18 protein-coding genes are annotated in these 17,127 nt (G+C 73.6%); 5 read left to right on the top strand and 13 right to left on the bottom strand.

Annotated features, from left to right (window positions below):
• Positions 1–32 precede the first annotated feature (32 nt).
• On the top strand, positions 33–1,079 hold the full coding sequence (locus tag FEF34_RS35675; protein ID WP_138056854.1) for a PHP domain-containing protein: 1,047 nt from the start codon (positions 33–35) through the stop codon (positions 1,077–1,079).
• 438 nt (positions 1,080–1,517) lie between these two features.
• On the top strand, positions 1,518–1,904 hold the full coding sequence (locus FEF34_RS35670; RefSeq protein WP_138056853.1) for a hypothetical protein: 387 nt from the start codon (positions 1,518–1,520) through the stop codon (positions 1,902–1,904).
• 26 nt (positions 1,905–1,930) lie between these two features.
• Here FEF34_RS35670 and FEF34_RS35665 read toward each other — a convergent pair whose 3' ends face one another.
• The 10 genes from FEF34_RS35665 to FEF34_RS35620 all read right to left on the bottom strand — a co-directional run bounded on the left by FEF34_RS35665 (position 1,931) and on the right by FEF34_RS35620 (position 11,844).
• The gene (locus FEF34_RS35665) at positions 1,931–2,377 is read right to left on the bottom strand and encodes an SRPBCC family protein (RefSeq protein ID WP_138056852.1); all 447 of its coding nucleotides are present in this window, start codon (positions 2,375–2,377) and stop codon (positions 1,931–1,933) included.
• A gap of 142 nt (positions 2,378–2,519) precedes the next feature.
• Positions 2,520–3,725: a cytochrome P450 family protein gene (locus FEF34_RS35660; RefSeq protein WP_138057926.1), complete on the bottom strand. Its 1,206-nt coding sequence runs from the start codon at positions 3,723–3,725 to the stop codon at positions 2,520–2,522.
• A 26-nt stretch (positions 3,726–3,751) separates the two neighbouring features.
• On the bottom strand, positions 3,752–5,083 hold the full coding sequence (locus FEF34_RS35655) for a cytochrome P450 (RefSeq protein WP_138056851.1): 1,332 nt from the start codon (positions 5,081–5,083) through the stop codon (positions 3,752–3,754).
• Between the two features lie 14 nt (positions 5,084–5,097).
• A complete protein-coding gene (locus FEF34_RS35650) occupies positions 5,098–5,781 on the bottom strand; it encodes a GTP-binding protein (RefSeq protein WP_138056850.1) in 684 nt (227 codons plus the stop codon).
• Entirely contained in the window at positions 5,759–6,121 is a 363-nt protein-coding gene (locus FEF34_RS35645) for a DUF742 domain-containing protein (protein WP_138056849.1), read from the bottom strand. Before FEF34_RS35645 ends, FEF34_RS35650 begins: the two co-directional genes overlap by 23 nt.
• On the bottom strand, positions 6,118–6,564 hold the full coding sequence (locus FEF34_RS35640; RefSeq protein ID WP_138056848.1) for a roadblock/LC7 domain-containing protein: 447 nt from the start codon (positions 6,562–6,564) through the stop codon (positions 6,118–6,120). Before FEF34_RS35640 ends, FEF34_RS35645 begins: the two co-directional genes overlap by 4 nt.
• Positions 6,561–8,168, bottom strand: coding sequence for an ATP-binding protein (locus tag FEF34_RS35635; protein ID WP_138056847.1), 1,608 nt, complete (start codon positions 8,166–8,168; stop codon positions 6,561–6,563). Before FEF34_RS35635 ends, FEF34_RS35640 begins: the two co-directional genes overlap by 4 nt.
• 832 nt (positions 8,169–9,000) lie before the next feature.
• Positions 9,001–9,765, bottom strand: a complete 765-nt coding sequence (locus tag FEF34_RS35630) for a sensor domain-containing protein (RefSeq protein WP_138056846.1) — start codon at positions 9,763–9,765, stop codon at positions 9,001–9,003.
• Positions 9,766–10,080: 315 nt separating this feature from the next.
• Positions 10,081–10,956: a class II fructose-bisphosphate aldolase gene (locus FEF34_RS35625; RefSeq protein ID WP_138056845.1), complete on the bottom strand. Its 876-nt coding sequence runs from the start codon at positions 10,954–10,956 to the stop codon at positions 10,081–10,083.
• Positions 10,957–10,959: 3 nt separating this feature from the next.
• Positions 10,960–11,844, bottom strand: coding sequence for an SIS domain-containing protein (locus FEF34_RS35620; RefSeq protein ID WP_138056844.1), 885 nt, complete (start codon positions 11,842–11,844; stop codon positions 10,960–10,962).
• Between the two features lie 130 nt (positions 11,845–11,974).
• On the opposite strand from FEF34_RS35620, the gene FEF34_RS35615 reads away from it, so the two are divergent.
• Together FEF34_RS35615 and FEF34_RS35610 are read left to right on the top strand one after the other, a co-directional pair.
• Positions 11,975–12,754, top strand: coding sequence for a DeoR/GlpR family DNA-binding transcription regulator (locus FEF34_RS35615; protein WP_138056843.1), 780 nt, complete (start codon positions 11,975–11,977; stop codon positions 12,752–12,754).
• Between the two features lie 96 nt (positions 12,755–12,850).
• Positions 12,851–13,213, top strand: a complete 363-nt coding sequence (locus tag FEF34_RS35610) for a DUF952 domain-containing protein (RefSeq protein WP_138056842.1) — start codon at positions 12,851–12,853, stop codon at positions 13,211–13,213.
• 193 nt (positions 13,214–13,406) lie between these two features.
• Here FEF34_RS35610 and FEF34_RS35605 read toward each other — a convergent pair whose 3' ends face one another.
• Positions 13,407–14,399, bottom strand: a complete 993-nt coding sequence (locus FEF34_RS35605; RefSeq protein WP_138056841.1) for an MASE1 domain-containing protein — start codon at positions 14,397–14,399, stop codon at positions 13,407–13,409.
• 164 nt (positions 14,400–14,563) lie between these two features.
• Positions 14,564–15,421 carry a PP2C family protein-serine/threonine phosphatase gene (locus tag FEF34_RS35600; protein ID WP_138056840.1) on the bottom strand — a complete coding sequence of 286 codons (858 nt, stop codon included), beginning with the start codon at positions 15,419–15,421 and terminating at the stop codon, positions 14,564–14,566.
• Between the two features lie 138 nt (positions 15,422–15,559).
• Here FEF34_RS35600 and FEF34_RS35595 point away from each other — a divergent pair, with 138 nt between their 5' ends.
• Positions 15,560–15,985, top strand: coding sequence for a nuclear transport factor 2 family protein (locus FEF34_RS35595; RefSeq protein WP_138056839.1), 426 nt, complete (start codon positions 15,560–15,562; stop codon positions 15,983–15,985).
• A gap of 234 nt (positions 15,986–16,219) precedes the next feature.
• Here the strand turns inward: FEF34_RS35595 and FEF34_RS35590 are convergent, their stop codons facing one another.
• Positions 16,220–17,086 (bottom strand): YhjD/YihY/BrkB family envelope integrity protein, encoded by an 867-nt coding sequence (locus tag FEF34_RS35590; RefSeq protein ID WP_138056838.1) that lies wholly within the window; start codon positions 17,084–17,086, stop codon positions 16,220–16,222.
• Between the last annotated feature and the right edge of the window lie 41 nt (positions 17,087–17,127).

The following is a 17,127-nucleotide window of genomic DNA, read 5'->3' as shown; positions in this document are numbered from 1 at the left end:
GTTTCCGCGGCCCGTGCTGACGGCGCCCGGCCATGGACCCGGTGGAGGCACTGGACCGGATCGCTTTCCTGCTGGAGCGGTCCGGCGCCCCCACGTACCGGGTGCGTGCCTTCCGGACGGCGTCGGCGGCGGTCACGGCCCTGGGCGAGGGCGAGGTCACCGGACGGGCCGCGGCCGGCTCGCTGGAGTCGGTACGGGGCCTGGGGCCCAAGACCGCCCAGGTCGTCCGGGAAGCCCTGGCCGGACAGGTGCCGGCGTATCTGCGACGGCTGGAGGAGGACACGGGCGCGCAGCCCGACGAGAACGCCCCGGGAGCGCGGCTGCGCGCGGCGCTCCGCGGGGACTGCCATCTCCACTCGGACTGGTCCGACGGGGGCAGCCCCATCGAGGCGATGGGGCGCGCGGCGGCCGCCATCGGCCACGAATGGGCCGTGCTCACCGACCACTCCCCCAGGCTCACGGTGGCGCGCGGGCTCAGCCCGGACCGGCTGCGCGAGCAACTGGACGCGGTCGCCGAACTCAACGGCACCTGGCAGCCGTTCCGGCTGCTCACCGGCATCGAGTGCGACATCCTGCCGGACGGCTCGCTCGACCAGGAGCCGGAGCTGCTCGACCGGCTGGACGTGGTGGTCGCGTCCGTGCACTCCGGACTCCGCATGGAGGCAGGGCCGATGACCCGGCGGATGGTCGCCGCGGTGACCAGTCCGCTCGTCGACGTCCTCGGGCACTGCACCGGACGACTGCTGACGGGGCGTGACGGAGGGCGCGGACGGCCGGAGTCGGAGTTCGACGCGGACGAGGTGTTCGCCGCGTGCGCCGAGTCCGGCACGGCGGTGGAGATCAACTGCCGCCCGGACCGGCTGGATCCACCGCGCCGGCTGCTGCGGCGCGCCGCTGAAGCGGGCGTGCTCTTCACGATCGACACCGACGCCCATGCTCCGGGCCAGCTCGACTGGCAGATCAACGGCTGTGCCCGGGCCGAGGAGTGCGGGGTGCCGGAGTCGCGCGTGGTCAACGCCCGAGGCGCGGACGAGGTGCTGCGCTGGACGCGGACCGGGGAACTTCCGGGCGCGGACTGAGCGGCGCGGGGGCGCCCGGGGGCGCGAGGCCGGCCGGGGTCGGGTCCGGGCCACGAGCGGCCCGGCTCCGCGTGGTTCCGGACGGCCGGCGGAGCGGCGCGGGGACGGGGCACGGCTCGCGCCGCGACCGGCTCGGCTCGGCTCGGCTCGGCTCGGCTCGGGTCGGCTCGGGTCGGCTCGGCTCGGGTCGGCTGCACGGCTCGACGATTCGGGAGCCGGGTCACCGCGTGACTCGGGCCGAGGGGGCCCGGGCGCCCCCGGAGGAGGGTCGGTTTGCTCCACCACCGGACGGGCGGCCGCCCGCACGGACCGGCCGCCCGCACGGACCGAGCCGCACCGCCCTCGTAGCGTTCCGCCCCGTCCGGCCGTGTGCCGTTCCGGCCCGGAAGTGCGACCTTGGAGTGGGACGTCCGAGCGTGAGAGAGGACGGGGATCACCATGGCCGTCATCGACAGGCACGAGGAAGTATCGGTCCAGCTCACCGGCGCGCCCGAGGACGCCGACGCCGTCTTCGGCGCGCTGCTCGCGGCCTACCCCTGCGACCGGGATGCAGAGGAGCACCCCCACCAGGAGGGCCGGGGCGGCCATCCGACGATCTGGTCGGCGACCTACGACGTGGCCCCTGTCGGCACCGCCGGCCCCGTGGCGGCCACGGCTCTGCACCGGCCGGTGGGAGCCGAGCTGTCGGGCTCGTACGCGGCGGTCGACCGGCTCGCACGGGCCATGACCACGGGTTTCTCGGTCGAGGTGGAGCACGCGGTGTCGGGGGACGGTGAGAAGCAACTACGGCTGCGGCTCGATTCGTCGCCCGCCGCCGGCGGATGAGGCGAGCGCACGAGGCCGGCGTGCGCTCAGGACGCCTCGACCGCCGCCTTGATGCGCCGTGCGAAGTCGTCCGCGTCCTTGCGCGCCGCACTCAGCGCGAGTCCGACGAGCAGTTTGCCGAGGCCGTGGCCCTCGAGGGTGTTGAACACCGTGAGCCTGGTCCGCCCGGTGTCGACGGCCTCCAGGTCGTAGCCGCCCTCGGGGGCCGTCACCAGGTTCTTCGAGACCTCCGTCCAGCGGATCCGGCGCGGCGGCTCGAACTCGCTGATCCGGAACTCGCGCGAGGTGGTCATCCCCGCGTCCTTCACCTTGCTGCGGTAGACCGTGCCCACGCCCGTCGGGCCGTCGGTGACCCTGGTCATCTCCTGCACCCGTGGGCTGAACTTCCGGTCGTTCTCGCCGTCCGCGAGGAAGGCGAACACCTCGTCGACCGGGCGGTCGATCACGACCGTCCCCTCGAACCGTCCGGCCATGCTGACTCCCTGTCCTTCGGCGCCGAAGCTCTTCCGGTGCTCGGTACCACTCCAGCCTGCGCCGGGCCCCGGTGACGGGGCCGGTCGGCCTGCTCCGAACGAGTGAAGCGCACCCGGGTCCACGGAAGCGGTCCGCGCCCCCTCAAGCCAGGGGCCGGACCGGAAGCTCCAGGACGCTGTTCCCCACGAAACTGGCGTGCCGTGCCAGTTCCGGCTCCGGTACGGCCAGGTCCAGCCCGGGGAACCGGGTGAACAGCCGCTCCAGGGCGATGGCGGCCTCCATACGGGCGAGCGGTGCCCCGAGGCAGTAGTGCGGTCCGTGGCCGAGGGAGAGGTGGCGTGACACGGACGCCCGGGTGACGTCGAAGCGGCCCGCGTCCGGCCCGTGCACGGCCGGGTCCCGTCCGGCGGCGGAGTATCCGGCGAGGACCGGGGTGCCCTTCGGGATGACCGTACCGTCCAGGGTGAGGTCCCGTGTCGGGTAGCGGAACGGGAAGTAGCTCACGGGGCTGTCCCAGCGCAGGGTCTCCTCGACGACGTCCGCCCAGGCCGCGCCGCCCGAGCGGACCAGCTCCAGCTGGTCCCGGTGTGCGCACAGCGCACGGACCGCGTTGGTGATCAGGTTCAGTGTCGTCTCGTGGCCCGCGACGATCATCAGCAGCAGGGTGCCGATGAGTTCGTGCCCGCTGAGCCGGTCGCCGTCCTCCTCACGGGCGGCGATCAGCGCGCTGGTGAGATCGTCGCCCGGATCCTCCGCCCGCGCGGCGGCCACGGCGCCGAGCACGTCGACCAGCTCCCGGTTGGCGGCCATCGCCTCCTCGGGGCCGATGTCGGTGGCGACTACCTGGTTCGAGAGGTGGTGCAGCCGTTGCTGGTGCTCGGCGTGCACACCCAGGAGTCCGCAGATCACCCCCATGGGCAACGGCATGGCGAAGTACCGGCGCAGATCGGCGACGCCGCCGTGCTCCGCAGCGGCCCGGCCGAGGCCGTCCAGCAGCTCCTCCGTGACCGTCTCGACACGGGGGCGCAGCTCCGCGACCCGCCGTGCGGTGAACGCCTTGCTCACCAGCGACCTGAGCCTGCGGTGGTCGTCCCCGTCGGCCGTGGTCATCCCTCGTACCGTGGCGAAGGTCTTCAGCGGCCAGCCGTCGGCGATCCGGCCCTCCCGCAGGTCGGCGAAGTGCTCGGCGCCCTTGGCGACATCGGGGTGGGCCAGGAACTCCCTGAGCGCGTCGTGGCCCAGGACGGCCATGCCCGCCACGTCGCCGGGGAGGACGACGGGAGCCACCGCCCCCCGCGCCAGCAGCCGGGCGTTGTCCGCGTGCGGGCAGCCACCGGCCGGGTCCATCCGGTGCGGGGTGCTCGGTGAGGTGTTCAACGGGCCTCTCCTGTCTGTGGGGCGGCCGGATGGCCTGGGCGGGCGGTGCGGCCCGGCTCGCCCGGTCGTGGGGTCCGGGGGAGCTGAGGATCGGTGAAGCGGACGGGGAGGGCGGCCAGCCCCTTGCTCCAGGGCGACGACACCCAGGCGAGCTCCGACTCGTCCACGGCCAGCTCCATGTCGGGCAGCCGGTGCCGGACGGTGTCCACGGCGGTTCGGGTGATCAGCCGGGCCGGGTCCTGAGCCGGACACGTGTGCGGTCCCGCGCCGAACGCGAGATGGGAGCGGTTGCCGGTGACGGGGCCGCCGGGGGGCAGCACGGCCGGGTCGGCGTTGGCGGCGGCGAGCCCGAGGATCAGCATGTCGCCGGCCCGGATGGACTGGCCTCCGAAACGGAGATCGCGGGTGGCGTAGCGGGCCGGGAAGTTCTGCGTCGGCGGGAAGCGCCACAGCACGAGGTCGAGTGCGTCGTCGACGCTGAGGTGTCCGCCCGTCAGCGAGGAGCGGAGCGCCGGGTCGCAGAGCAGGACGCGCAGGGTCGTGGCGATCCAGTTGACGGTGGTCTGATGGCCGGCGACGAACATGACCACGAGGTTGTGCAGCACCTCCTCGTCGGTGAGACGTGCCGGGTGGTGCAGCAGGGCCGAGGTGATGTCGTCACCGGGCCGGGTCCGCTTCCGGTCGATCAGGGCGAGGAGGATCGCGTTGATCCGCCTGCTCGCCCTGCCGGAGTCGGCCGTCGCGGCGGCCAGGCCGGAGATCGCGTGGACGAGCCGGCTGCCGGTCCGCGCGTCCAGTCCGAGGAGTCCCGTGATGACCTGCAACGGAAGCCGGTGCGCGTAGTGGGGTACGAGGTCGGCCTCGCGGCGCTCGGCGAACGACGCGATCAGTTCCTCGGCGGCGGACCGTACGCCTCGCCGCAGTTCGTGCCCGTCGATCCCGGCCAGGGCGTCGGAGACGGCGGCCCTCATCCGGCGGTGCTGCTGACCGTCGGCGAACAGCAGCGCGGGCCGCCAGCCCACGAACGGCAGGATCGGCGAATCGCGCGGCACCCGGCCCTCGCGCAGCAGGCTCCAGCGGCGCGGGTCGTGGGAGAAGTCCTGTTCGTCGCGGGTGAGCCGGAGCAGCTCGCGATGGCCGAGCACGAGCCAGGCCTCGATGCCCGGCGCGACGGTGACGGGGGCCACCGGGCCGTGGTTCCTGCGGAGTTCCTCGTACAGCGCGGGCATGGCGTCGCCGTCGAGGTGCGGCCCGTACAACGCGGTGGCGGTGGGGCGCCGTCCGCCGATGCCGGAGGGCGGCGGCGAGTAGCCGTGCGGGGTGGTCATCGAGGCCTCCCTGGTCACGAGGATTCCGTGGCGGCGTGGACGAGATGGCGTACGAGCGCGATCAGGGCCAGCACCGAGGAGCGCGAGTCGCGGGCGTCGCAGCTGACGAGCGGGGTGCTGGGCAGCAGGTCGAGCGCGACGCGCAGATCGTCCTCGGAGTGCTCCGGGCTGCCGGGGAAGGCGTTGACGGCCACGGCGAACGGAAGGTCGAGGTCCTCCAGATTGCCCAAGGCGTCGAAGGACGCCGCCGGATCGCGGGTGTCGACGAGGGCGAGGGCGCCGAGCGCGCCTTTGGCCAGATCCCGCCAGGCCGGCAGGAACCGCTGCTGCCCCGGGGTGCCGAAGAGGTAGAGCACGAGGTCGCCGTCGAGCGTGATCCGGCCGAAGTCGAGGGCGACGGTCGTGGTCGTCTTGGTACGCCCGCCCAGGGTGTCGACGCGGGCGCCGGCCCGGGTCATCAGTGCCTCCGTGGACAGCGGCCGGATCTCGGACACGGTTCCGATGAGCGTCGTCTTGCCCACTCCGAGCGGGCCGACGACGAGGATCTTGGCCGCGCCCGCGACGCCCGGTGCGAGGTACTTCCCACCCGGTTCCGTCCCCGGGTACGGCCCGGAGGCGGCCGCCGCTCCCCCTGGCGGCCGCGTCGCCGGTGCCCCGGCGCTGCCGGCCAAGGCGTCAGAGGCGGCTTTCGAGGCCATGGAGCACCTTTCTCAGCGTGGTCACGTCGGTGCGTTCGGCGCGGGGCACCGGCGGACGGGACAGGATGAGCCCCCAGTCGAGGAGGTCGGCGAGCAGCACCTGCACCACCGACGGCGGCTGGCCCAGGTGGGCCGCCACCTCGGCGACGGACAGCAGCCCCTGGCAGTGCGTCAGGATCATGCGGTACTCGGGCTGGAGGGTCTCCGGCGCTGCGGTGCCCGTGGCCGTCACCAGCGTCTCCCAGGACAGCGGCGCGCCGGCGGCGGCCGCGCGGCCGCCGGTGATCACGTAGGGGCGCACCGCACGGGTGGTGGTCCGGCCCTCCCGGTCGTCCGTCATGACGGCGGGTCCGCCGGATCCCGCGGCCCGGTGCTCAGATGGGTACCGATCCTCGCCACCAGCACCTGCATCTGCTGGGCCACCAGGCCGACATCGGCGTCGGTGCCGGTGGCGACGGCGAGGTGGGCGCCTGCCCCGGCGTGGGTGAACAGGACGAAGCCGTGCTCCGACTCCAGCATCAGCTGGCGCACCCCGGCACCGCCGCCGAACAGCAGTGCGGCCGTGGAGCGGCCGGTCATCGTCATCGCGGCGCACGCCGCGGCGAGCGACTCGGCCTCCGGGACGCCGAGCAGGGCGACCGGTCCGGTGAGGGCCTCGGCGGACGCGTGGCCGAGCCGCAGCCCGTCCTCGGACACCACCACGGCGTGTCGCACTCCGGGGACGTCGGTCAGCGGGCGCAGCATCCATCCGAGGTCGGGCAGCCTGGTCACGGCTCCGGTCACTGGCGGCCTCCCTCGTGGTCGGTTGGGTGGTCGGTTCCGCGATCGGCCGCGCGGGGTGTCGGCGTGCCGCTTTCCAGGGCGGCGCGGCCCCGGCGTGTCCCGGACACCACGCCCGAGATCGAGGCGCGGGCCGCCTCGGGGGTCCAAGGGGGGCCGGGGTCCGGAGGCGACGGCGCGCCGCGGCTCTGTCCGGTGCCCCGCTCGGGCCCCGGTTCGCGTCCGCCGCGCCTGCTGCGGCGCCGCGGCAGTCCGCCGGCCGGGGGCACCGGACCGTCGGCGGGCGCCGGACCTTCGTCGTGCGGGGTGGTGCCGGGCACCGTGGGTCCGGACCCCGGACCGCCGCCCGGGACCGGGTGGCCCGTTGCCGGACCGCCGCCGGGCGGTACGGGACCGGTTGCCTGCCCGACACCGGGCCCGACACCGGACGGCGGAACGCCCGGCCCCGAAAGGCCGGCTGCCGGGCCGGCCGTGCCCTGGACCGCCGGGTCCGGGCCGTCCGACCGGGGGTGCGGCTCCCCCTCGCCGGTCGCCGGGCGCGACGGCGCATGCCCGGGTGCCCGCGGTTCCGCCGCCGGCTCGCGGCGGAGCGGAGCGGGGTGGGCCGGCGGCTCGGTCAGCAGCCGGTGGGGTACGAACGTGACGGCGCGGGTTCCGCCGTAGGCGGAGGCGGACGTCAGCTCCACGCTGAACCCGAGCTCGCGGCCCCAGCGGCCGGCGCAGGCGAGTCCGAGGCGCGGCACCGCGCCGAGCCGGGCCAGATCCGGGTCGTCGAGGAGGTGTGCCGTGGCCTGCGCCAGGACGTCCGGCGGCATGCCGAGGCCCGCGTCGTCGATCTCGACGACCGCCCCCGCGGCCACCTCCCGGACGGTGACCACGACCTGGGTGCTGGACGGGGAGAACACCGTGGCGTTCTCCAGGAGTTCGGCGACGGCGTGCATCAGCCCCTCGACGGCGGGCGGTACGACGTGGAGGGTCTGGCCGCCGTGTACCTCGACCCGGCCGAACTCCACGATGCGCGACTGGGCGCCGCGGACGCAGTCGTAGAGGGACACGGGCCGGCTCTCCCGCCGCGCGGGCCAGATGCCGCACATCACGAGCAGGGTCTGGGCCTTGCGGGTCATCTGGGCGGCCGCATGGTCGGCCTTCATCACCTCGGCCATCAACCGGGGGTCGTCGATGGAGCGTTCGATGTGGTCCAGCACCTGCTGCTGCACGGTCGCCATGGCGTGCATGGTGCGGGCGACGGACTCGAAGGCGGACTGCACCGAGTCCCGCAGGGCCCGCTCCCGGCGTACGGCCTCGTCGGAGCCGAGGGCGGTGACGACGACGGCCAGGGCCCGGGCGAACGCGGCGCCCAGCTCGGCGTCCGAGCCGGCGGGGCCGGGCACCCCGTCCAGGAGACGGCCGGTGCGCGTCCGTTCGGCGATGGCCGGGACCCGGACGGCGGCCAGATGGGCGATCTCGGCCTCGCGTGCCGCCGCGAGCCCCTCCGCCCGCGCCCGTACCCGCTGTTCGGCAAGCAGCCTTCGACGCAGGGACAACGCCCAGGTCAGCAGCGCCAGGGCGGCGACCCCGCCACCCCCCGCGATCAGCAGCCCGACCATGACACGACGCTTCCGGATAACGCGACCACGCCAGAACGAGTCCCTTCCAGACCGCATACGGACTCCCCCGGCGATCGGGGGCATCCAGATCCTACGGTCAACCAGCCAATCTTCGAACGCAAGTTGTGCAACTCCCGTCACTTTCCGCCAACACGAGTACGGGGGTTCGATGGCTTTCGGTGGCGGTTTGTCGCATAGTGAGCTCGGTACCGTCTCGCCCGCCGCGAGTGCGGCAAGCGAGTCGGACAGGGGGTCGTTCATGCGTACCCGGCGTGTCCCGGCCGTTCCCCTCGCCGCGTTCCTCAGCGTGCTCGGGCTCCTGGGCAGGGTTCCCGCCGCCGCGCCGGGCGGGGCCTGACCGACGTCGCCGCGCGGTTCCCGTTCGTGGTCCGGTTCCGGAACGTCAGCGGCGTGGGTGGGCCGGGCGGGTCCGGACGTACCCGGCCCGCCGCGGCCCGCGGCTCATGTGCGCGCCCGGCGCCGGCTCGTGGTATCGGCCGCGCTGGTCGCGGTCGCCGTCACGGGCATCCTGCTGCGCGCCGGCAAGCAGCACTACTGGTCCGGACGCGCACGGGCCGCCCGGCCGCGGTGTGCGGCACGGACCGGGTGTCCGGAACGAGGAACTGGTGGCCGGAACGAGGTCCGGCGATCCGGAAACGGGAACCCGGCCCGCCGGACGGTGTACACCGTCCGGCGGGCCGGGTTCCCGTTTCCGGGGCCTGGTTCCCGGGGTCGGCCCCGGGCGAGGCCCGCACGCGGGACGGGCCTGGCCGCCGCGGGACCGCGCACCCGCCCAGGACGTGCCGAGCCCGGGGGCAGCGGCCGCGCGCCGTCAGGACCTGCCGGCCGACTCGATCGCCTTCGCCAGCTTGGCGGTCTGACGGCCGTGCAGGTCCTCGGGAAGGTCGGCCTTCTTCGGGTCGAGCAGGTTGAGCGTGAAGTACACCGCCACGTTGCGCCCCTGCCGCACGGCGGTGATCTGCATGGGCATCGAGGAGCCCTGTGCGGTGCCGGTCATCCTCCAGGAGACGGCCTCGTCGCCGCCCTCGGGCGCCTCCTCCTCCTTCACGGCCACGTACTTGACCGACGTACCGCCGCTGTTCCCCGAGGTGGTGAAGCCGGCGCCGCAGGTGGCGAGCGCCTTGCGGACGTCCGAGAAGGTACGCCGCGCGTCGTCGCCCTCGTACGAGAAGAGACTGACCGTCGTGGTGAGGCCGGGCGTCCCCGTGGAGACGTAGGAGCGGCTGGCGAAGTCGACGGCCTCGGGCGTACGGGCCGTACCCGACGCGGTCATGTCCGCGAGGGGCCGGCACTCCTCCCGGTCGGACTTGGGCCGCACGTTCGGCGGGCTGATCTCCTGGGCCTGGTAGGAACGCAGCTCGGAATCGGTGACGAGAGCCTTCCTGATCGTGTCGCCGCGGAGCACGGCCATGCCGGCACCGGCCTTCTCGGGTCCGGCGAGCGGTTTTCCGGTCGGGGAGGAGGAGCCCTCCCTGTCACCGGAGGAGGTGCAGCCGGTCAGCAGCGCGGCGGCCGCGGCGCCGGCGAGCGCGAGCGCGCCGCCCCGCCGGAGGGCCGGAGGTGTGATGTGGGGCATGGGAATCCTGTCGGTTCGGTTCGGCGGCGGACGGCTCGCTGTGCCCGTGGCGCCGGGCGTCCGTTCCATCGAGCCCACTCCGCCGCCCGCGGGAAACGGGTGGCGAGGAGAGTGTGTCCCGGATCAGGCGGCGAATCCGGGAGGGGCCGGGCGCGGTTGGTCCGTTCCGGTGGCCCAGCGCCCCGGATTTCACCTGATTCCTCCCAGGAGGCCCCGGCCTTGCGCGAGCACCGGGCCGAGGGTGTCGGCGGGAACGTCGAGGAGCGACGGGTTCTCGGGCCGGGCGCCCACTCGCGGGGCGGGTACGGGTGCCGCTCAGGCGACGGGGACGGGCTCTCCCGCGCCGCGCAGGACACCGATCAGCGCGGTGACCGTCTCGGCCATCGCCCGGCGGCCGACAGACAGGTACTTCCGCGAGTCCACGGCGTCGGCGTTCGCGGCCAGGTAGTCCCGGATGGCGGAGGTCATGGCGAGGTTCAGGGCGGTGCCGATGTTGACCTTGGCGATGCCACCGGACACGGCGGCCGTCAGTTCCCCGTCCGGTACGCCGGACGAGCCGTGCAGCACGAGCGGTACCTCCAGGGTCCCGGCGAGCCGGGCCAGGAGCCCGTGGTCCAGCGAGGCGGTGCGGGCGGTCATCGCGTGCGAGCTGCCGATGGCGACCGCGAGTGCGTCCACCCCGGTCCCCTCGACGAACGCGCGTGCCTCTTCCGGATCGGTACGGGCCCCGGGAGCGTGGGCGTCCAGCGGCGGGGCGCCCTCCTTGCCGCCCACCTCCCCCAGCTCGGCCTCGATCCAGAGGCCGCTGCCGTGTGCCCACTCGGTGGCGGACCGGGTAGCGGCGAGGTTCTCCGTGTACGGCAGATGCGCGGCGTCGTACATCACGGAGCTGAACCCCGCGTCGACCGCCTGGCGGAGCAGTCGGTCGCTCGTGACGTGGTCGAGGTGCAGGGCGACGGGAACGCCGGCCTCGGCCGCCGCCTCGGCGGCGGCCCTGGCCAGCGGACGGACCCTGCCGTAGCGGTACTTCACGGCGTTCTCGCTGATCTGGAGGACGACCGGGGACCCGGCGGCCTCCGCGCCGGTGATGACCGCTTCGGCGTGTTCCAGCGTGATGATGTTGAAGGCGGCGACGGCACGGCGCTCGACAGCGGCCGCGGCGACCAGCGTTCCGGTTTCGGCGAGCGGCATGGGTCACGCTCCGGAGAGGATGACGGAACGGGTCAGATGGCGGGGGCTGTCCGGGTCCAGGCCCCGTGACTCGGCGACGGCGACCGCGAGCCGCTGGGCGCGGACCAGTTCGGCGAGCGGGTCCAGGCCGCCGGCGACCCATCTCCCTCCGGTGGCGCGCACCTCGTCGGCGAGCCCGGCGGGCGCGTCGCCGATCATCCAGGTGGCGGTGCCGCGGGTGGTGACGCTGATGGGGCCGTGCCGGTACTCCATGGCCGGATACGCCTCGGCCCAGGACGCCGACGCCTCGCGCACCTTGAGCGCGGCCTCGTTGGCGAGGCCGACGGTCCAGCCGCGGCCCAGGAAGGTGAACTGCGTACTGGCCGTGAGCCCTTCGGGGAGCGGTTCGGCGAGGGCGACCCGGCAGTCGTCGGCCACGGCGTCGGTGTGCAGGCCGGAACCGGCTCGCAGCAGGGTGAGCGCGGTGGTCGCGAAACGCGTCTGGACCACGGACCGCTCGTCGGCGAAGTCGAGGACGACGGTCTCGTCGGCCGCGGCCATGACGGGCGTGGTCGGGTCGGCGGTGACCGCGGTGGTACGGGTGCGTCCGCGCAGCCGGCCGAGGAGTTCGAGGACCTCGGTGGTGGTACCCGAACGGGTGAGGGCGACCACCCGGTCGTAGGAGCGGCCGGCGGGGAACTCGGAGGCGGCGAACGCGTCCGACTCTCCTTGTCCCGCGCCCTCCCGCAGGGCCGCGGCCGCCTGGCTCATGAACAGGGAGGTGCCGCAGCCGACGAACGCCACCCGCTCGCCGGCGGCCGGGAGCGCCCCGCCCTGGGTCGCGGCGAGCTCCGCCGCCCTGGTCCAGCACTCCGGCTGGCTCGCCAACTCCTGCCCGACATGGCTCATATGCGTACTCCACTCTTCGAGTGTGTGCGTGTTTTTGCAAGATAGCGCGAGATTTCGAGCATCTTCAAGCATCATGGCGGGTTCTGTGTGCGTTAGGGTCACCACTGACGTTCGAGGAAGGGAGCGGTGGATGTCGCGCGACGCCCGCTGGACGGCGCTGCTGGAACTCCTGGTGGAGCGGGGCCGGCTGGACGTCGAGGAGGCCGCGGGGGCCCTGGGCGTCTCGGCCGCGACGATCCGGCGCGATTTCGACCAGCTGGCCGAGCAGCAGATGCTCGTCCGCACCCGGGGCGGCGCGGTGGTGCACGGCGTGTCGTACGAACTCCCGCTGCGCTACAAGGCGTCGCGGCACGCGGCGGAGAAGCAACGCATCAGCGCTGCCGTCGCCGAGCTGATCACGCCCGGCGAGGCGGTCGGGTTCACCGGCGGCACGACCACCACCGAGGTCGCCCGGGCGCTGGCCGCCCGGCCCGATCTGGCCTCGGGCACCCCCGCGCTGACGATCGTCACCAACGCCCTCAACATCGCCAACGAACTGGCGATCAGACCCCAGTTCAAGATCGTCGTCACGGGCGGCGTGGCCCGTCCGCAGTCGTTCGAGCTGATCGGCCCGCTCGCCGACGGGGTCCTGGGCCAGATCGCCCTGGACGTGGCGGTCCTCGGTGTGAACGCCTTCGACGTGGTGCACGGCGCGGCGGCGCACGACGAGGACGAGGCGGCGATCAACCGGCTGCTGTGCGAGCGCGCCCGGCGGGTGATCGTCGCGGCCGACTCGACCAAACTGGGCAGCCGGGCCTTCGCCCGCATCTGCGCGACGGAGCAGGTGGACACACTGGTCACCGACTCCGCCGTGTCCGAGGGGACGGCGGACGCATTCGCGGAGGCCGGGGTGACGGTCGTCCGTGCCTGAACCCGTGCCCCGGGGCAGAGTCCGGATCCGGGTCCGGAACGCCGTCCGGTGCCGGCCTGGCCCGGCGCGCGCCCTCCGCGGCGCTATAACTGACACATGATCATGCATGTGGTTCCGCTCGACGACTGGCTCGCCGTCCCGGAACGGCCGTACGCGCCCGCGTCCCTTCCCGCGGAGGGCTTCGTCCACTGCTCGCCCGACGAGGCCACCACACTCGCGGTCGTCAACGCCTTCTACCGCGATGTGCCCGGACCGCTGATGGCACTGCTCATCGACGAGACCAGGCTGCTCGCACCGGTCCGTCTCGAGCCGGCGGACCCGGCACCACCGCCCGGGGTCGCCTCGGGCACTCTCTTCCCGCACGTCTACGGACCGATCGACCGCTCGGCGGTCGAGGGCATGCTGGAGATCCAGCGCGACGGAACGGGCCGGGCGGTGGGTTTCGCCCCCTGGGCGTGAGGCACCGGGCAGGGCCGTCCCGTGGTGCGTGGGGAACCGCCCCACTCCCGCACGAGGCCGTCCGCACGCCGGGGTCCTGGCCCCGGCGGCAGCGGACCGGGCCCCGGCGCGAACGGCGGGCGGCCCCGGCGACCGGCGCCGCCGCCGGGACCGCCGCCTCGGGTACGGCCGCCGTCCGGACTCCACCGCTTCGTCAGAGGTCCTTGTCCTGTGGTGGCGGCCAGCGGCGGGCCACGCCGCTGCCCGGGACCAGCCGGTCCACCACCTCCGCGAGTTCGCTGCAGGCCAGCTCGATCTTGCGGCGGACGGTGATCTGCTCGGTGACCACCGCGGAGAGCAGCAGACCGGTCAGCGCCGCCGAACCGTTGAGGGCCTGGAGAACGCTCATCACGGCCAGCATCCCGTGTCCGCCGAAGGGCCCCTGCCCCTCGGTCGCCGCCGAGATCGCCAGGACAGACACGATCAGCACGCACGGTGCGGCCCCGAAGAGCTGGAACCGCAGCGCGGCCCACATCAGCAGGGGGAAGACGAGGAACAGCAGCGCGACGGGCGTACGGGTGACGGCGTACGTGACGACGGTCACGCTGGCCACCAGGCACACCGCCTCGGCCCAGCGCCCGGGAGACAGGTCGACGGGCCGGCCGACGGTCCGGCAGACGAGCAGCAGCGGGGTCACCACCAGCACACCCATGGCGTCTCCGACCCACCACGCCGACCAGATGGGCCAGAACCCCTCGGCCGGGATCTGGCCTGAGAGCAGCAGCACCCCGGCCCCCACCGTCGCGCTGATCAGCATGCCGGCCAGTGCCCCCAGGAACACCAGCGCCAGCCCGTCGCGCAGCCGGTCGAGCTCGGTCCGGAACCCCACCCGGCGCAGCATCAGGCAGGCGCAGACCGGGGCGAGGCTGTTGCCAGCGAGGATGCCCAGGGAGTGGGCGCGGAAGGGGCTGATCGCCAGGATGACGAGGAGGGTCCCGAGGGCGATGCCCGGCCAGATCCGCAGACCGAACCAGAGCAGGCAGGTCAGGGCGATGCCCGTGGGCGGCCAGAGCGGGGTGACGACCGCCCCTTCCACGACCAGCTGCAGCGTCAGTCCGACGCGCCCGGCCGCGTAGTAGGCGACGGCGACGCCGAGCATCAGGAGGACTACCGTGCCGAAACGGTTGAGGAGCTGGTTACGGGCCACAGCAGCCATCACACAACGCCGCCGCGCACGGGCGTGCCATGACACGCGTCGACGGACCGGAAGGACCAGACGGACGAAAGCCGGATTCCGGTTACGGTGCGGGGCCGGACGGGATCAGGCGGTTGACCGGCCCGTGGCGCCGCACCGGCGGGAGGGCTGTCGCGTCAGACGAGCGGCGAGGGCCGCCGCAGCCGGTCCGCCGCCGCGTCATGGCGCAGGACGAGCACTGCCGCGTCGTCGGTGTGCCCGGTGAACTCGGCCGCCTTCATCACCTCGGCGGCCAGGTGGTCGGCGGTCACCGCCTCGGCCGCGCCGGCCCCGACGACCCGGGTGACCCTCGCCAGCCCCGCCTCGACGGGCACGGCCGGCCCCTCTATCACCCCGTCGGTCAGCAACACGAACGCCCCGCCCTCGGTGAGCCTGCGTCTGGTCACCGGATACACCTCTCCCGGTTCGATGCCGAGCGGAAGGCCGCCGATGTCCTGCATCGGCTCGCAGCGGCCGCCGGCGAAGGCCCGCACCCCGGGGACATGGCCGGCGCGGGCACTCTCCAGCACCCACTCCGAGGGATCGAAGCGGAGGAAAGTGCACGTGGCGAACAGTTCGCGGGCCACGGACACCAGCAGGTCGTTCGCCCGCGCCAGGATCTCGCCCGGATCGGTGGCCGCCAGCGCGACGGCCCGCAGGCCTATCCGTATCTGCCCCATGAAGGCCGCGGCCTCGACGTCGTGCCCCTGGACGTCCCCTATCGAGAACGCGAGCGACCCGTCGGCCATGACGAAGCCGTCGTACCAGTCGCCGCCGACGTCGAGCCCGTCCCGGGCCGGTGTGTAGCGCGCGGCGGTCTGCAGCCCGGGCACGGACGGCAGCGTCTCGGGCAGCATCTCGCGCTGGAGGGCTTCCGCCAGGTCCACCCTGGCGCGCTGGCGCTCAGCGCCCTGCCGTGCTTTCGCGGTGAGCAGTCCGAGCGTCGTCAGGAGGTCGTCGGCGCTCGCCGATCGCGGAGGACGACGCCGCGTCATGGACCTCTCCGGAGCATCGGTTCCTACGGAATCCGTCGTTCATCTTACGTGCGGCTCCGCCGGACCGCTTGATGAAGTGCCCCTAGGTCAAGAAAATGACTACTCACATTGTTGAGTAGCACGACCGAGGGAGCACCGATGGAGACCGCTGACCGTTTCCGCACCGCCGTGGAGAAGCGCGACCTGGCTGCGCTCGACGACCTGTTCACCGCCGACGTCCGCTTCTACAGCCCGGTGAAGTTCACGCCCTTCGAGGGCAGGACCATGGTCCTGGGGCTGTTCGGCGTACTGCTGCGCACCTTCGAGGACTTCCGCTACATCGGGAGGTTCGACGGCACAGCCGAGACCAGCGCGGACGGCAGCGAGGCGCCCTCGGAGATCCTGCTCTTCCGGGCGACGGTGGCCGGGAGGGAGATCCACGGCATCGATCTGCTGCAGTACGACGAGTCCGGCCGCATCAAGGAGTTCACGGTGATGGTCCGTCCGCTGTCGGCCCTGCGGACCCTGAGCGAGGCCGTGCTCGCGGGCCTCGTCGCCGACGGCCTCGTCCCCGGCCCGGCCTAGTAGGGCGTGTGGCGAAAGTAGCTCCGTCCGCCCGCAGGGCGGGGCCTGCGGCGTCTGGTGCGTGCGATCGCAAGGCGGAGGATCATCCTCGTACTGGACGTACTCGGATGACTCCGACAACGCAGCGAGCGTGCGTGCCAGGCGTCGCGGGCCAGGAGGGGCTTTCGCAACACGCTCTAGCTAGGGTCCTCGATTGGCCGGGGCCCGCGCCCGGCGGGGCCGGAGCGGGCCGGGTCAGGGCCGTGGCGGCGCCGGCTGCTCGGCCGCCAGCCTGCGCCGTACCAGGCGCTCGTGGCGCAGCCGCCCCACGAGCGCCCCTCCGTACACCACGAACCCGACCCCGACCAGCCAGGACTGCACCACCAGCACCGTCCCGATCGGCCCGTAGGTCACCGCGTTGGACGCGATCAACGGCGAGAACACGAACTGCGAGAACACCCGCAGCCCGAGCAGCCCGAACGCCGTCGCGGCGGCCCCCGGGGCCAGGGCCCGCCAGCGCAGCCGGCCGCAGAGCAGCAGCCACTGCGACCACCAGAAGAACAGGAAGGTGCCGATCAGATCGGCGGCCGGGACCAGCGCCTGCACCACGATGGGGGCGCGGGGCGGCGTGGGCGTGTTGACGAACATGAGCAGCGCCGCGACCAGCACCGCCAGCCAGACGACGTGCCGCCACATCGTGTGCCACCGCGCGGTCGGCAGGTCCCACACCCGTTCGTAGCCCGTCTGCACCGCCGAGCCGAACGTCACCCCGAACGCCGCCAGCGCGGCCAGACCGAGCGCCGTGGTCCGCTGCAGGGCCTCCCCCGGCAGGCCGAAGAGCTCCTCGACCTCCTCCTGTGACACCTCAGAGACCCCGAGGCCCTGGACCAGCCACCTGGCGAAGCCCTTCCCGCTCGCCGGGTCGGCCGCCGCGACGACCACCAGCAGCGGCACGATGGTCAGGAAGCAGAGCGCCGCGAAGCCCATGGCACGGTGCAACAGTTCCATCTCGCGTCCGCGGTTCCAGGCGAGGCCGACCACGGAGGTCCGCACTCGCCGGTGGAGCCGCGCGAACCAGTGGCCGGTCCGGCCGTCGTCCGGGTCGCCGAATCTGAAGGGCATGTGCCGTCGCTACCCTCAAGTGCGCCGTGAGCAGCCCGGCG

The organism is Streptomyces marianii (genome assembly GCF_005795905.1).
GTDB lineage: Bacteria > Actinomycetota > Actinomycetes > Streptomycetales > Streptomycetaceae > Streptomyces > Streptomyces marianii.
Note: the sequence above shows the minus strand (reverse complement) of the source record. Positions and strands in the feature narration are given on the sequence as shown.

Bases quoted from the DNA above. Each gene is read 5' to 3' on its own strand.
- FEF34_RS35675 (WP_138056854.1), top strand. From the start codon at position 33: ATGGACCCGGTGGAGGCACTGGACCGGATCGCTTTCCTGCTGGAGCGG.
- FEF34_RS35670 (WP_138056853.1), top strand. From the start codon at position 1,518: ATGGCCGTCATCGACAGGCACGAGGAAGTATCGGTCCAGCTCACCGGC.
- FEF34_RS35665 (WP_138056852.1), bottom strand. From the start codon at position 2,377: ATGGCCGGACGGTTCGAGGGGACGGTCGTGATCGACCGCCCGGTCGAC.
- FEF34_RS35660 (WP_138057926.1), bottom strand. From the start codon at position 3,725: ATGGACCCGGCCGGTGGCTGCCCGCACGCGGACAACGCCCGGCTGCTG.
- FEF34_RS35655 (WP_138056851.1), bottom strand. From the start codon at position 5,083: ATGACCACCCCGCACGGCTACTCGCCGCCGCCCTCCGGCATCGGCGGA.
- FEF34_RS35650 (WP_138056850.1), bottom strand. From the start codon at position 5,781: ATGGCCTCGAAAGCCGCCTCTGACGCCTTGGCCGGCAGCGCCGGGGCA.
- FEF34_RS35645 (WP_138056849.1), bottom strand. From the start codon at position 6,121: ATGACGGACGACCGGGAGGGCCGGACCACCACCCGTGCGGTGCGCCCC.
- FEF34_RS35635 (WP_138056847.1), bottom strand. From the start codon at position 8,168: ATGGTCGGGCTGCTGATCGCGGGGGGTGGCGGGGTCGCCGCCCTGGCG.
- FEF34_RS35630 (WP_138056846.1), bottom strand. From the start codon at position 9,765: ATGCCCCACATCACACCTCCGGCCCTCCGGCGGGGCGGCGCGCTCGCG.
- FEF34_RS35625 (WP_138056845.1), bottom strand. From the start codon at position 10,956: ATGCCGCTCGCCGAAACCGGAACGCTGGTCGCCGCGGCCGCTGTCGAG.
- FEF34_RS35620 (WP_138056844.1), bottom strand. From the start codon at position 11,844: ATGAGCCATGTCGGGCAGGAGTTGGCGAGCCAGCCGGAGTGCTGGACC.
- FEF34_RS35615 (WP_138056843.1), top strand. From the start codon at position 11,975: ATGTCGCGCGACGCCCGCTGGACGGCGCTGCTGGAACTCCTGGTGGAG.
- FEF34_RS35610 (WP_138056842.1), top strand. From the start codon at position 12,851: ATGATCATGCATGTGGTTCCGCTCGACGACTGGCTCGCCGTCCCGGAA.
- FEF34_RS35600 (WP_138056840.1), bottom strand. From the start codon at position 15,421: ATGACGCGGCGTCGTCCTCCGCGATCGGCGAGCGCCGACGACCTCCTG.
- FEF34_RS35595 (WP_138056839.1), top strand. From the start codon at position 15,560: ATGGAGACCGCTGACCGTTTCCGCACCGCCGTGGAGAAGCGCGACCTG.
- FEF34_RS35590 (WP_138056838.1), bottom strand. From the start codon at position 17,086: ATGCCCTTCAGATTCGGCGACCCGGACGACGGCCGGACCGGCCACTGG.